The sequence below is a fragment of the Bradyrhizobium sp. USDA 4454 genome (assembly GCF_054822705.1).
Map to the genome: position 1 here is coordinate 1,956,168 of NZ_JBTRCN010000001.1, position 13,306 is coordinate 1,969,473.

The 13,306-nt window shown below is 65.0% G+C and carries 13 protein-coding genes; 10 read left to right on the forward strand and 3 right to left on the reverse strand.

The window, feature by feature from the left end:
* Nucleotides 1-129 precede the first annotated feature (129 nt).
* On the reverse strand, nucleotides 130-210 hold the full coding sequence (gene pqqA / locus ACVIW0_RS08765; protein WP_035635412.1) for a pyrroloquinoline quinone precursor peptide PqqA: 81 nt from the start codon (nucleotides 208-210) through the stop codon (nucleotides 130-132).
* Between the two features lie 326 nt (nucleotides 211-536).
* On the opposite strand from pqqA, the gene ACVIW0_RS08770 reads away from it, so the two are divergent.
* The 8 genes from ACVIW0_RS08770 (at nucleotide 537) to ACVIW0_RS08805 (ending at nucleotide 7,667) form a co-directional block, all read left to right on the forward strand.
* Complete coding sequence (locus ACVIW0_RS08770; protein ID WP_212021861.1) at nucleotides 537-794, forward strand: DUF6894 family protein; 258 nt, start codon at nucleotides 537-539, stop codon at nucleotides 792-794.
* 167 nt (nucleotides 795-961) lie between these two features.
* A complete protein-coding gene (locus ACVIW0_RS08775; RefSeq protein ID WP_461351955.1) occupies nucleotides 962-2,236 on the forward strand; it encodes a PQQ-dependent sugar dehydrogenase in 1,275 nt (424 codons plus the stop codon).
* Nucleotides 2,237-2,372: 136 nt separating this feature from the next.
* Entirely contained in the window at nucleotides 2,373-2,942 is a 570-nt protein-coding gene (locus ACVIW0_RS08780) for a c-type cytochrome (protein ID WP_461351956.1), read from the forward strand.
* A 72-nt stretch (nucleotides 2,943-3,014) separates the two neighbouring features.
* Nucleotides 3,015-4,406, forward strand: a complete 1,392-nt coding sequence (locus tag ACVIW0_RS08785; protein WP_461351957.1) for an amidase family protein — start codon at nucleotides 3,015-3,017, stop codon at nucleotides 4,404-4,406.
* Between the two features lies 1 nt (nucleotide 4,407).
* On the forward strand, nucleotides 4,408-4,884 hold the full coding sequence (locus tag ACVIW0_RS08790) for a glutathione peroxidase (protein WP_461351958.1): 477 nt from the start codon (nucleotides 4,408-4,410) through the stop codon (nucleotides 4,882-4,884).
* Nucleotides 4,881-5,138: a DUF3297 family protein gene (locus tag ACVIW0_RS08795; protein ID WP_461351959.1), complete on the forward strand. Its 258-nt coding sequence runs from the start codon at nucleotides 4,881-4,883 to the stop codon at nucleotides 5,136-5,138. Before ACVIW0_RS08790 ends, ACVIW0_RS08795 begins: the two co-directional genes overlap by 4 nt.
* 124 nt (nucleotides 5,139-5,262) lie before the next feature.
* Nucleotides 5,263-6,432 carry a mandelate racemase/muconate lactonizing enzyme family protein gene (locus tag ACVIW0_RS08800; protein ID WP_461351960.1) on the forward strand — a complete coding sequence of 390 codons (1,170 nt, stop codon included), beginning with the start codon at nucleotides 5,263-5,265 and terminating at the stop codon, nucleotides 6,430-6,432.
* Nucleotides 6,433-6,605: 173 nt separating this feature from the next.
* The gene (locus ACVIW0_RS08805; RefSeq protein ID WP_461351961.1) at nucleotides 6,606-7,667 is read left to right on the forward strand and encodes a hypothetical protein; all 1,062 of its coding nucleotides are present in this window, start codon (nucleotides 6,606-6,608) and stop codon (nucleotides 7,665-7,667) included.
* 258 nt (nucleotides 7,668-7,925) lie between these two features.
* Here ACVIW0_RS08805 and ACVIW0_RS08810 read toward each other — a convergent pair whose 3' ends face one another.
* Together ACVIW0_RS08810 and ACVIW0_RS08815 are read right to left on the reverse strand one after the other, a co-directional pair.
* Nucleotides 7,926-9,278 carry a malonyl-CoA decarboxylase gene (locus ACVIW0_RS08810; protein WP_461351962.1) on the reverse strand — a complete coding sequence of 451 codons (1,353 nt, stop codon included), beginning with the start codon at nucleotides 9,276-9,278 and terminating at the stop codon, nucleotides 7,926-7,928.
* Between the two features lie 152 nt (nucleotides 9,279-9,430).
* A complete protein-coding gene (locus tag ACVIW0_RS08815) occupies nucleotides 9,431-10,234 on the reverse strand; it encodes an AraC family transcriptional regulator (RefSeq protein WP_461351963.1) in 804 nt (267 codons plus the stop codon).
* Nucleotides 10,235-10,308: 74 nt separating this feature from the next.
* On the opposite strand from ACVIW0_RS08815, the gene ACVIW0_RS08820 reads away from it, so the two are divergent.
* A complete protein-coding gene (locus ACVIW0_RS08820) occupies nucleotides 10,309-11,511 on the forward strand; it encodes an MFS transporter (protein WP_461351964.1) in 1,203 nt (400 codons plus the stop codon).
* A 212-nt stretch (nucleotides 11,512-11,723) separates the two neighbouring features.
* Complete coding sequence (locus tag ACVIW0_RS08825; protein WP_461351965.1) at nucleotides 11,724-13,283, forward strand: SUMF1/EgtB/PvdO family nonheme iron enzyme; 1,560 nt, start codon at nucleotides 11,724-11,726, stop codon at nucleotides 13,281-13,283.
* Nucleotides 13,284-13,306: the final 23 nt, after the last annotated feature.

Consider the following 13,306-nt stretch of genomic DNA (forward strand, 5'->3'; position numbering starts at 1 on the left):
AGAGTTTTCTCGAACCCAGAAACGTTACGAGGTGGACCCCGGTTTTGAACACGCTCCCTTGTTCGGGAGCGCGTTACGCCCGGATGTCCACCTGCGCTAAAACGCTAAACGTGTATGGGGCGCTGCCGCTTACTTGCGGGTGGCGCACATATACATGTTGATTTCCATGCCGACCGACACTTCGACGATCTTCGGTGCTTTCCAGGCCATTTGGCTCTCCTTTGTTGCAACCGGACGAACGTTCCGCCCTGAGGAGTAAACTACTGCGGTTCAAAAAGTTCGCCACTTAAATTTTTCGCAAGGAGCCCTGCCAAGCGGCATGCTGCACTGCGGAAGGCACTTCCGGTCCACTCACAAATTTGTGCGCGCCGTTCCTGTCAAAACCCGGTGCCGTCAGACCTTTTTCCTGTTGTCCGCCACACGGTGAATGATGATGTTGGATTAAGAACACAGCGGCCAGCGGTCCTCCCAAGGTCCTGGTGACTAATCTCCGCTTCCCTGCGACGGGGAGCGACTAACCGAACCGAGTTCAGCCGATGCCACGCTATTTCTTCAATACCCGTATCGGCGACGAGCTGATCTCCGACCCCGACGGCGAGATCCTCCGCGACCCGGATCGTGCGTGGGAGATGGCGCGCGCGATGATTCGCGAACTGCTCAAGACCGAGGGCGCCGACGGTGCGCTGCTCAGCGCGGTCATCGAGGTGACCGACGACGAGGGCGAGATCGTGCTGGAGTTTCCCTTCACCGAGGCGATGCTGGATCGCCCGGACCGTTCGATGACGAGGCACTGACGCACGCTGACTCGGTCGCCGGCTACAACCATGCGTTGGCCGATGTCAGCGATGTTTCCGATTGCAATTGTCCGGACAAATTCGCAAGACTATGAACGGAAAGCCGAACCGCGCCGGTCGACATCAATGGCGCAACCAACAACGGCTTCCACCCAGGGGAGATCATCATGAAAAAACACTCGTTCGCACCGCGCAGCCTGCTGCTGGCGGGCGCCATGCTGGGGGCGTTTACGCTCTCTGCTGCGGCGCAACAGCCCGCGGCCGCGCCCGCCGCCGGTGCCGCACCGGCCGCCCAGCCGCTGCCGCCGGGCTCGCCCATGATCGGCCGTCCGGACAATGAGGCCGCCGCCAAGCTCGCGCCAGTGGCGCCGCCGCCGCTGCCGGCCGCGCCCGACAAGCTGCCGCTCGCCAAGCTCAAGGTGCCGGCCGGTTTCAGTGTCGAGGTCTACGCCGCCGGGATGGCCAATGCGCGTTCGCTGGCGCTCGGCGACAAGGGCACCGTGTTCGTCGGCAGCCGGCTCGTCGACAAGGTCTATGCGATCGTCAACAAGGACGGCAAGCGTTCGGTCAAGGTGATCGCCTCCGGCCTCTACCGCCCGAACGGCGTCGCGTTCAAGGACGGCACGCTCTACATCGCCGAGCTGTCGAAGGTCTCCAAGATCGACAAGATCGAGGACAATCTGGACAACCCGCCGAAGCCGACCGTCATCTACGACAAGCTGCCGAAGGATGAGGCGCATGGCTGGAAGTTCATCGCCATCGGCCCCGACAACAAGCTCTATGTCCCGGTCGGCCAGCCCGGCAACAACGTGCTGCACGATGCCGATCATGGCCAGATCCGCCGCATGAATCTCGACGGCTCCGGCGCCGAGGTCTACGCGCTCGGTGTCCGCAACACGGTCGGCTTCGACTGGAATCCCGAGACCAAGCAGATGTACTTCACCGACAACGGCCGCGACTGGCTGTCGGAGACCGTGCCGGAAGACGAGCTCAACCGCGTCACCAAGGCGGGCGAGGATTTCGGCGCGCCGTATTGCTGGCAGGGCAACATCATCGACCAGGAGCTCGGCTGGGGTAAGTCCTGCAAGGACTACACGCCGCCGGTCGGCCTGATGGGCCCGCATACCGCTTCGCTCGGCATGCGCTTCTACACCGGGAGCATGTTCCCGAAGGCCTATAAGAACGTGATCTTCGTCGCGCGCCACGGCTCCTGGAACAAGTCGCAGAAGCAGGGCGGCGACGTTGTCGTCGTCAGGCTGAACAAGGACGGCACCGTGAAGTCGGTCGAGCCGTTCCTGACCGGCTTCCTCGAGGACAACAAATATGTCGGCCGCCCGGTCGACGTGATGCTGCTGAAGGACGGCTCGCTCTTGGTCTCAGACGACTGGAACGGCGCGGTCTATCGCGTCAGCTACGGCAAGCCGAAGGTCGCAAATCAGTAACAACAACTACTCACGTCATTCCGGGGCGATGCGTAGCATCGAACCCTCAGGTGCGCAGTTGCGCACCGAGAATCTCGAGATTCCGGGTCTGGTGCTGCGCACCAGCCCGGAATGACTGAAGTGCCAGGAGCCGCAAATGCGCAAGATCACTGTTTCCACGCTCCTGTTTGTATTCGCCGCCTTCTCCGCCAATGCCGAGACCATCCAGGAGCGCGCTGCGGCGTGCTTTGCCTGCCATGGCGAGCACGGCACGTCGGAAACCGAGAACACGCCCTCGCTCGGCGGCCAGCAGGCGCCCTATGCGCTGATCCAGCTCTTCATGTTCCGCGAGAAGCTCAGGGTGTTCGACCCGATGAACGAGATGGCGAAGCCGATGACCGACGACGATCTGCGCGCCTTCTCCGACTTCATCGCCACCCTGCCGAAGCCTGTGCCGCCCGCCGATGCCGGCGATCCGGCGCGGATGGCGCGCGGCCAGGCGCTGGCGCAGCAGAACCGCTGCAACAGCTGCCACAACACCGATTTCTCTGGCAAGGACAACGTCCCCCGTATCGCCAACCAGCGCGAGGACTACCTCGCCAAGACGCTGGCCGAATACAAGGACAACAGCCGCCACGGCTACGACGCCACCATGGCCGATGTGATGCAGACGGTCAGCAAGGAGCAGATCGGCGACCTTGCCTATTACATCGCGCACGTCCGCTGAAACATCAGGCGGCGGGCCGCTGGCCTTGCTCATCGTGTGGGGCTAAAACGCCTCCGTCATACGGAGTGTCTCATGCAGGATATTTGGCGTCTGTCGGCGGCTGATCTCGCCTCCCTCATCAAATCGAAGAAGGTCTCGGCGAAGGAAGCCGCCGAGGCCGGGCTGGCGCGGCTCGACGCGGTCAATCCGAAGCTCAACGCGGTGGTCGATCACCGGCCGGACGACGTGCTGGCGCAGGCGGCCAAGGTCGATGCGGCAATTGCGCGCGGCGAGGCGTTGGGGCCGCTCGCCGGCGTGCCGATCACCATCAAGGTCAATGTCGACCAGGAGGGCTATGCCACCACCAACGGGCTGAAGGCGCAGCGTGACCTCATCGCCAAGGTCGACAACCCCGTGGTCGCCAATCTGCGCAAGGCCGGCGCGGTGCTGCTCGGCCGCACCAATTGTCCGGCGGTGTCCTATCGCTGGTTCACCACCAACCTCATTCACGGCGACACCAAGAACCCGCGCGATCCCGGCATCACCCCGGGCGGCTCGTCGGGCGGTGCGGGCTCCGCGGTCGCGGCCGGTATCGGCCATATCGCGCATGGCACCGATATCGCCGGCTCGATCCGCTATCCGGCCTATGCCTGCGGCGTGCACGGCCTGCGGCCGAGCCTTGGCCGTATCCCGGCCTTCAATTCCGCGTTGCCGGAGCGTCCGATCGGCCCGCAGATCAGCGCGGTGTCGGGCCCGCTGGCGCGCACCGTCAACGACCTGCGCATCTCGCTGGCTGCGATGTCGGCGCCGGATTATCGCGATCCCTGGTACGCGCCGGTGCCGCTCGAGGGCCCGCCGCGCGAGAAGCGGATTGCGATGTGCCTCAATCCGGACGGGCTCAACCCGGTGCCGCAAGTCGTCGCCGCCGTGGCCGATGCCGGCAAGCGCCTGCGCGAGGCCGGCTGGATCGTCGAGGAGATCGCCGACACGCCATCGCTGCGCGAGGCGGCCGAGATCCAGACCAGGCTCTGGCTCGGCGACGGCTTTGAGGCCCAGCTCGCCTTCGCCGAGCGCGAGGGCGATCCCGGCGCGCTGGCCTGCCTGCGTGGCGTCCGCGCCCGGGTGCATCCGTTCGACCTGTCGCAGGCGTTGACCCGCCGCGCCACGCTGACCCGCGAATGGTTCGCCTTCCTCGACAAATATCCGGTGCTGTTGATGCCGGTCTCCGGCGAGCTGCCGTTCCCCGATCATCTCGACCGCAAGGACGAGGCCTCGTTCGCGCGGGTGTGGCACGCGCAGCTGCCGCAGATCGCGATCCCGTTCATGGGGCTCCCGGGGCTCGTCGTCTCCACCGGCCTCGTCGGACGGATTCCGGTCGGCGTGCAGCTGGTCGCCGCCCGCTATCGCGAGGATCTCTGCCTTGCCGCGGGCGAGGCGGTCGAGGCCGGCGGCACGCCGTCCGCCGCCATTGATCCGGTGACCTAACGTGACGACGGTCTACGATTTCACCGCAAAATCGCTCGCCGGAGAGGACATGCCGCTGCGGCGATTCGAGGGGCAGGTGCTGCTGATCGTGAACACGGCGAGCGCCTGCGGATTCACGCCGCAATACAAGGGCCTCCAGGAGCTGCACGCCGGATTGTCGGCGCGCGGCTTTGCCGTGCTCGGCTTTCCCTGCAACCAGTTCGGCGCGCAGGAGCCGGGCGATGCGAAGCAGATCGCCACCTTCTGCGAGACCAATTACGCGGTGACGTTTCCGATGTTCGCCAAGATCGACGTCAATGGCCCGGGCGCGCATCCATTGTACGAACACCTGAAACGTGAGAAGTCGGGCCTGCTCGGGCCGGCGATCAAATGGAACTTCACCAAGTTCCTGGTCGATCGCGCCGGCAAGGTCGTCGCGCGGCATGCGCCGACCGCCCGGCCCGAAGGATTGAAGAAGGATATCGAGGCGCTGCTATGAGCGACGACAACACCCACGACCAATTCCCCGATCGCCTCTCGGTCGATCCGAACAGCCCGTACTACAACGCGGAGATCCTCGCGCGCGATGTCGGCATCCGCTTCAAGGGGGCCGAGAAGACCAATGTCGAGGAATACTGCATCAGCGAAGGCTGGGTGCGGGTCACCGCCGGCAATGCCAAGGACCGCTACGGCAATCCGCTGACCATCAAGGTGCACGGGCCGGTCGAGCCGTATTTTAGAGACAAGAAGTAACGACCGTCATTCCGGGATGGTCCGAAGGACCAGACCCGGAATCTCGAGATTCTTGGTGCGCAACTGCGCACCTGAGGGTTCGATGCTTCGCATCGCCCCGGAATGACTCCAAGAGAAAGCTCCAATGTCCGTCCGCATCGTCGACGTCCGCGAGGTGACAAAGCCGATCTCCTCGCCTATCCGCAACGCCTATATCGACTTCACCAGGATGACCTCGAGCCTGGTTGCCGTGGTCACCGACGTGGTGCGCGACGGCAGGCGCGTGGTCGGCTATGGCTTCAATTCCAACGGCCGTTACGGGCAGGGCGGTCTGATCCGCGAGCGCTTTGCGCCGCGCCTTCTGGAAGCCGATCCGGCATCGCTGCTCGATAGCTCCGGCGACAATCTCGATCCGGACAAGGTCTGGTCGACGTTGATGGCGAACGAGAAGCCGGGCGGCCACGGCGAGCGCTCGGTCGCGGTCGGCACCATCGACATGGCGGTTTGGGACGCGGTGGCGAAGATCGCGGGCAAGCCGCTGTTCCGATTGCTCGCCGAGCGCCATGGCGTGAACGCCAATCCGCGCGTGTTCGTCTATGCGGCCGGCGGCTATTACTATCCGGGCAAGGACCTCGAGAGCTTGCGCAAGGAGATGCGCGGCTATCTCGATCGCGGCTACAATGTCGTGAAGATGAAGATCGGCGGCGCGCCGCTCGCCGAGGACCGCGCGCGCATCGAGGCGGTGCTGAAGGAGATCGGCAGCGCCGCGCAGCTTGCCGTCGACGCCAATGGCCGCTTCGATCTGGAGACCGCGATCGCCTACGCCAAGATGCTGCGGGAGTACCCGCTGTTCTGGTACGAGGAGGCCGGCGATCCGCTGGACTTTGCGTTGCAGGCCGCGCTCGCCGAGTTCTATCCCGGCCCGATGGCGACCGGCGAGAACCTGTTCAGCCATCAGGACGCGCGCAATCTGATCCGCTACGGCGGCATGCGGCCGGATCGCGACTGGCTGCAATTCGACTGCGCGCTGTCCTATGGGCTGTGCGAGTATCTGCGCACGCTCGCGGTGCTGAAGACCCACGGCTGGTCGCCGAGCCGCTGCATCCCGCATGGCGGCCACCAGATGTCGCTCAACATCGCGGCCGGCCTCGGCCTCGGCGGCAATGAAAGCTACCCCGACCTGTTCCAGCCCTATGGCGGCTTCCCGGACGGCGTGCGTGTCGAGGGTGGCCACATCGTGATGCCCGACCTGCCCGGCATCGGCTTCGAGGGCAAGTCGGATCTCTACAGGGAGATGAAGGCATTGGCCGCTTAGCCGGTGCGCCGCTTAGCCGGTGCCATCCGTGCCCACAAGCGGGCGCTCGTAGAAATATTTGAGCGATGCTCAATAAAATATTGAACATTGCTCACGATTGGGTATACTCATGCAGCAGAGGCGCTGCTGCCGGTCACCGGGGCAGGCGCCGGAACGGCCATGAGGATCGCCGCATGCCTTATTCAGCGAAGAGTCTCCGGAAAGCCGCCGATGCCGGGGTGATCAGCGCCGCTGATCTGGACCGGTTGCTCGCCTTCCTGGCAAGCCAGGAGGGGCAAAGCGCGGATCACGACGCAAGCCCGGCCGCCAAGTTCGATGCCGCCCACGTGCTCTGGTACGCCGGTGCGCTGATCGTGATCGGCGCCATGGGCCTGTTCTCGACCCTGGCGTTCACCCAGATGGGCGGCCGGGCGCTCACGGCCTGCGCGATCGCCTATGCGGTCGGCTTCACCGTGGCAGGGCACCACCTCTGGCACGACAAGAATTTGCGCGTTCCCGGCGGGCTGCTGATCGCGATCGCGGTCTCGATGGCGCCGCTTGCGGTCTATGGCATCCAGGACGAGCTCGGCTGGTGGGGCAAGTTCGGCAAGCCCGGAACCGTGCAGGATTTCTACGTCTGGGTGAAGGGCAGCTGGATCTTCATGGAGATCGCGACCGTCGCCGCCGGCATCGTTGCGCTGCGCTATTACCGCTTCGCCTTCATCGTCGCGATCATCTCGGTTGCGCTGTGGTTCATGTCGATGGATCTGGCGCCGTGGTTCAGCGGCACCGCCTATGCCGATTTCGAGATGCGGCGCCGGGTGTCGGTCTGGTTCGGTCTTGCCGTGCTCGCGGTGGCGTGGATCGTCGACTATCGCAGCCGCAACGGCGACTTTGCGTTCTGGCTGCACCTGTTCGGCCTGATGGCGTTCTGGGGCGGCATCAGCGCCTCCGAAGGCTCGACCGAGCTCAGCAAGGCGGTCTATTGCCTGCTCAATGTCGGTCTCGTTGTGATCGCGGTGATCCTGATGCGGCGTGCCTATGCGGTGTTCGGCGCATTCGGCATCTGCCTCTATCTCGGCCATCTCGCCGACGTCGTGTTCAAGGACTCGCTGTGGTTCCCGTTCTCGCTGTCGCTGATCGGAATTGCCGTGATCGGCGCGGGCCTGCTCTACCATCGCAACGAGCGCGCAATCACGGCCTGGATCGACGCGCATCTGCCGGCCGGGCTGCGGCCGCGGTCCGCGACTGCGTGATGCCGGCTGCTCATTAGGACTGATACAATCTGGAATTCCTACAAAGCTCGATAATAACGAGCTCGGCATGAAGTAGAACATCAATCCGAAGCCGAGGCGCCGAACACCGCCCCGTCATCCTGAGGAGCCGCGAAGGCGGCGTCTCGAAGGATCGACGGCCACCGGCCGGGCCGTACATCCTTCGAGACGCGCGAAGACGCGCTCCTCAGGATGACGGTGTTGGAACGCTCCCGGTCGTCGGTGCGGGAAGGGAGCGTCTTACCCCAGCCGCCTGTCCAGCAGCCGCCGGCCGTCGCCCTTCAACAGCTTCTTCACCGCGCTGGAGGCGATCACCTCGCCGTTGTTGGCGTAGGCCTCGTGGTTCTTCTCGATGTCGTCGAGGCGGTAGAGGTAGTTGACCATCACACCGGCGGATTCGCGCAGGCCCTTGGGCGAGAGATCGCCGAGCCAGTTGATCCGCTCCAACCGCGCGCCGTTGCCGAGATGGAAGCGGGCGACCGAATCGATCTGCCGGCCCTTCGGCGTGCGTGCCTTCAGGAAGTAGTAGGCGGCGAGCGGCTCGAGCACCGCGCGCAGCTGCGCGGTGAGCTCGGCGTTCTCGAACCAGTCCGGTTTGCCGAGGCTTTCCAGCAATTGGCGGTCCTCGTCGGTGAGCGGCACGTCATCGGCCTGCTTCACCCACTGCATGAAGCCCGGCACCGGCGACAGCGTCACGAAGTTGTCGAGCTTGGGCAATTCGCGGCGCAGCTCCTCGACCACCTGCTTGATCAGGAAGCTGCCGAACGAGATGCCGCCGAGGCCGCGCTGGGTGTTGGAGATCGAGTAGAACACCGCGGTGCGGGCCTTCTCGACCGGCACCGGCTCGCGCTCTTCGGCAAGCAGCGGGGCGATCGCGCCCGGAATGGCTTCGGTCAACGCGACCTCGACGAAGATCAGCGGCTCGTCGGCCAGCGCCGGATGGAAGAACGCGTAGCAGCGGCGGTCCACCGGATCGATGCGGCGGCGCAGATCGTCCCAATCGCGGATCTCGTGCACGGCCTCATAGCGGATGATCTTCTCCAGAATATTGGCCGGCGACGACCAGTCTATCCTGCGCAGCACGAGAAATCCCCTGTTGAACCAGGACGAGAGCAGATGCACCACGTCGCGATCGAGCGCGGCGAGGTCCTTGTTGCCCTTCATCAGTGAAAGCAAATCCGAGCGGATCGACACCAGATCGCCGGTGCCGCCCGGTGCGCGGTTGAGCCGGCGGATCAATTCCTGACGGCGCGGCTCGGAGGCGAAATGCAGGTCGCTGGCGTCGTCGCCATTGGCATTGGCGCGCCAGGCGTCGATCGCCTGTGCCAGCCGGGCGTGATCGGGTCCGAAATCGCGCGCCAGCGTCTGGAAGAATGACAGCCGGCCGGCGGCATCGAGATGGTGGTAGCGGTCGAGCACTTCGCGTGCCATCGCGGTGCCGGAAGCTTCGCCGCGGCCGGACAGCAGGGCCTCGCACAGTTCGAGCAGCTCGGACGCATCCTGCTTGTCATTGGCCGGGCTGGCGCGGCCGAGCAGGACGCGGCCGCGTTCGGAAATCGTCGAGAGCAGGTCGGAGAAGAAGGCGTTGGCCATTTGCGGGTCGCATCCAGCAGGTCGTATCCAGAAGCCGGACCTTACACGGGATTTAAGGTCGGGAGGACGGCAATCAAGCGCATGGATCGTACGGAAATATGTCGCAGCGCGACAGCGGTATGATTCGTCGTCGCAGCGCCTGGTGACAACCGTCACTCACGATTCCCCGCGAATGCGGTCGGCGTTTTGCCGGTGACCTGGCGGAACGCATGGGAAAATGCCGGCACGCTGGCATAACCGAGGTCGGAGGCGACCTGCTTGACCGAGACATTGGCGTTGGTCGACAGCCGCTCGATCGCCGCCGCGATGCGGGCGCGCTGGCACCAGCTCTTGAACGAGAGCTGGGTCTCCGCCGCGAACAGCCGCGACAGCGTCCGCGCCGAGGTGCCGACGGTGCGCGCCAGCGCATCGATCTCGTGCTCCCTCGTCGGATCGGCCAGCACGATGTCGGCGGCGCGGCGGCAGCGCGGTTCCTGCGGCAGCGGGATGAAGGTCGCGGAATCCTCGGCCTGGTGCAGCTCGAGCATCGCGAGCCTGATCAATAGCTCGGTGCGCTCGCGTCCGCAGGAAGTATCGAACAGCGCCAGGATCGCCTGGTGCAGCAGCGGCGACACCCGCACCACGAATTCATGGCCGAGACCGTCGCTGTGCCGCTCGCGCGCCAGCCAGGCCTGGTCGAAATACAGCGTCCGCATCTCGATGTCGGCGAGCACGTCGATTGCGTGCGGCAGCAGGGCAGGGACCCATACCGCGCGGTCCGGCGGCACCAGCCAGCGGCCCTTCGGCGTCGTCACCTGCATGGTGCCCGAGGCGGCATAGACCAGCTGCGCCTCGCGGTGCATGTGCGGATCGAGCCGGACGCCCTTCCGGTAGTTGCGCGCGACCATGTGGACGCCGTCGCCGGTGACGCGCCGGTCGTTGTGGAGGGCTCTTATTGGCGGTTCAGCGATAGTCATTGGCGACATCCCGTCAGGACAAGCACCTATAACCTATTTCCGAGCAATTGAAGAATCGCGTGAGAGACGTGTCCATGAATGGTCCAGGGAATAGCCAGAGCAACAGTCCGAGCCGGGTGATCAGCTTCGTCAACGCCGGCCATTTCATCGACCACTACGCGATGCTGATTTTCGCCGCCGCCGTCATCATCATGGGGCCGGCGCTCGGCATGGCCTATTCGGAACTGCTGCCCTACGCGACGCCGGGCTTCATCGCCTTCGGCGCCGGCTCGCTGATCACGGGCTGGCTCGGCGATCGCTGGAGCCGCCGCCACATGATGGTGATCTTCTTCGTCGGCATCGGCCTGTCGATGATCTCGGTCGGCTTCGTCTCGAGCCCGCTGCAGCTCGGCGCGGCGCTGCTTTCGATCGGCATCTTCGCGTCGATCTACCATCCGGTCGGCACCGCGATGATCGTGTCCTATGCCGAGAAGCTCGGCGCCGAGATGGGGATCAACGGCGTCTGGGGCAATCTCGGGGTTGCCTCGTCGGCGCTGGTCACCGGCGTGATCGGCCAGTATCTCGGCTGGCGGTGGGCCTTCATCGTGCCCGGCACGGTCACCGTGCTGATCGGCATCGCCTTTGCGATGACGGTGGTGCATGAGGATCGCAAGGGCTCCAGGCAGGCGGCAGCGCAAGTGCGCGTCGCCAAGGAGGACATGTGGCGGGTGGTGCTGTCGCTTTTGATCGTGGTGATCGCGATCTCGACCACGTTCAACGCGGTGACGGTGGCGCTGCCAAAGCTGTTCGCCGAACGGCTCGCCGACCTGACCAAGAGCCCGGCGCTGCTCGGGGTGATCGCGGCCGGGGTCTATGTGTTCGGCGCGATGACGCAGTACACCATCGGCAAGCTGCTCGACCGGCATTCGCTGAAGGCGGTGGCCCTGCCGCTGTCCTTCATGCTGGCACCGTTCCTCTATCTCGCCGCGAGCCTGTCCAACCTGCCGCTGATCGTGGTCTCGATCGGCATCGTGATGGGCGCGTTCGGCCAGGTCACGGTGAATGACGCGATGGTCGGCAAATACACCACCGAAGAATGGCGTTCGCGCGCCTATGCGGTGCGCTATTTCGTCGGCTTCACTGCGGCGGGCGCGTCCGTCGGCCTGGTGGCCTGGCTCTATGACCAGGGCGGCTTCTCGATGATGCTGCGCGCCTTCGCGGCGCTGTGCCTGCTGGCGATCGCCGCCGCGATCATCCTGCCGCGTGAGATCCGCTCCCCGGCCACCCAGGCGGGCTGACGCACGGCGTTTTGCCTCGCTGCTTGCCGTTGAGACCGTGCGTGCCGGCCGACCGGCGGGTGCGCTGCCCGTCTTTGGGCGGAAAAACCGTGAGCCTGGTCACGCTTCGCAAACTTGTTCGGACCTGAAGGTGTGGTAGATTTAACCGGGCCTCGGGGACGAAGGCGTCGGTTGCGCCTCTTTGCACACACGTCTGGAGCAGCCGGAGCGCCATGGGAGAAATTCGCGACTTCAAGTCAGGCCGGTCACAGCCCGACAATACGCAGCCCCCCGGCGAGACTCCCGGCAGTTCGATGCCGCGGCGCCTCGCTGCGATCGTTGCTGGCGATATCGCCGGCTACAGCCGGCTGATGCAGCTCGATGAAGAAGGCACGCATACGCGCGTCAAGCGGACCTTGCGCGATCTCGTCGAGCCCACCATTGCCGAGCATCACGGCAAGCTGGTCAAGACCACCGGGGACGGCTTCATCGCGATGTTCGACAGCCCGGTCGAGGCGGTCCGGTGCAGCATCGTGATCCAGCAGAACATGATCGGCCGCAACGCGGCGATCGCGCGGGATCACTGGATCGAGTACCGGATCGGCGTCAATCTCGGCGACGTCATCATCGAGCCCGACGATATCTATGGGGACGGCGTCAACGTGGCCTCGCGCCTGGAGGGGATTGCCGCTCCCGGTGAAGTCTTCATCTCGGGCGGCATCTACGAGCAGATCAAGCACAAGATGGTCTGCGGCTACGAATCGCTCGGCGACAGGAAGGTCAAGAACATCACCGATCCGGTCCGGGTGTATCGCGTGCTGCCGGACGCTGCCGCGTACCAACGGACACGCAGGCGCCGCGAGTCGATCCTGCTCACGCTGCTCGGATTGGCTATCGCGATCATCGCAGGTGGGCTGCTTTGGTACATGCTGGCGCAACCACGCGGCAAGCAGGCCGAATTGGCGCAGGCACCTCCGGCGCCGGCCGCATCGCCCGCCGTCCAGCCGCCGGCACCAAGCCCGGCTCCGGCGCCGGGCCAGGCTGCAAGTCCGGTCCCCAGTGCAGCGCCGGTGCAACAGGCGTCACCGGCCCCTTCGGCGAGCCCTGCCGTCTCGACGCCGGAGCCGGAGATGGTCTCGCTGCAAGGCGGCAGCTTCGCGATGGGCAGCAATGACGATCCTTCGGAGCGGCCGATCCGCCGGGTGACAGTCAAGCCGTTCGCCATGAGCAAATATCCGGTCACCGTGCGCGAATGGAATGCCTGCGCCGAGGCCAAGGCCTGCGGCTTCAAAGCGAGCGGCAAGGACGACGCTCCGGTCACCAATGTGAGCTGGAGCGATGCCAAGCAATATGTGGCCTGGCTCGCCGAGGCGACGAAGAAGGCTTACCGGCTTCCGAGCGAAGCCGAATGGGAATATGCGGCGCGCGGCGGCACCCAGTCGAAATACTGGTGGGGCGACCAGGTGCAATCGGGCTACGCCGGCTGCAAGGATTGCGGCGGCGACGCTGCCGCCGAACAGCCGGTCAAGGTCGGCAGCTTCAGGCCCAATCCGTTCGGCCTCTACGACATGGGCGGCGGGGTCGATCAATGGGTCGAGGATTGCTGGCACAGGAATTACCAGGGGGCTCCGGCCGACGGTGCGGTGTGGTCAGGCGGCGATTGCGCCTCCCATGTCATCCGCTCCGGTTCCTGGAAGAACGATGCGCGCTATGTGCGTCCGGCCAATCGCGACAACTACGACACCAATGTTCGCTATCCGACCCACGGTTTCCGGATCGCACTGTCGCCCTGAGCGATCGTCCGCAATCGCCTTCC

What these genes read in the sequence shown, in the direction of transcription:
- ACVIW0_RS08795 (WP_461351959.1), top strand. Translation starts at nt 4,881, where the DNA reads ATGAGCGACGACAACACCCACGACCAATTCCCCGATCGCCTCTCGGTC.
- ACVIW0_RS08785 (WP_461351957.1), top strand. Translation starts at nt 3,015, where the DNA reads ATGCAGGATATTTGGCGTCTGTCGGCGGCTGATCTCGCCTCCCTCATC.
- ACVIW0_RS08770 (WP_212021861.1), top strand. Translation starts at nt 537, where the DNA reads ATGCCACGCTATTTCTTCAATACCCGTATCGGCGACGAGCTGATCTCC.
- ACVIW0_RS08800 (WP_461351960.1), top strand. Translation starts at nt 5,263, where the DNA reads ATGTCCGTCCGCATCGTCGACGTCCGCGAGGTGACAAAGCCGATCTCC.
- ACVIW0_RS08810 (WP_461351962.1), bottom strand. Translation starts at nt 9,278, where the DNA reads ATGGCCAACGCCTTCTTCTCCGACCTGCTCTCGACGATTTCCGAACGC.
- ACVIW0_RS08825 (WP_461351965.1), top strand. Translation starts at nt 11,724, where the DNA reads ATGGGAGAAATTCGCGACTTCAAGTCAGGCCGGTCACAGCCCGACAAT.
- ACVIW0_RS08815 (WP_461351963.1), bottom strand. Translation starts at nt 10,234, where the DNA reads ATGACTATCGCTGAACCGCCAATAAGAGCCCTCCACAACGACCGGCGC.
- pqqA (WP_035635412.1), bottom strand. Translation starts at nt 210, where the DNA reads ATGGCCTGGAAAGCACCGAAGATCGTCGAAGTGTCGGTCGGCATGGAA.
- ACVIW0_RS08775 (WP_461351955.1), top strand. Translation starts at nt 962, where the DNA reads ATGAAAAAACACTCGTTCGCACCGCGCAGCCTGCTGCTGGCGGGCGCC.
- ACVIW0_RS08820 (WP_461351964.1), top strand. Translation starts at nt 10,309, where the DNA reads ATGAATGGTCCAGGGAATAGCCAGAGCAACAGTCCGAGCCGGGTGATC.
- ACVIW0_RS08780 (WP_461351956.1), top strand. Translation starts at nt 2,373, where the DNA reads ATGCGCAAGATCACTGTTTCCACGCTCCTGTTTGTATTCGCCGCCTTC.
- ACVIW0_RS08805 (WP_461351961.1), top strand. Translation starts at nt 6,606, where the DNA reads ATGCCTTATTCAGCGAAGAGTCTCCGGAAAGCCGCCGATGCCGGGGTG.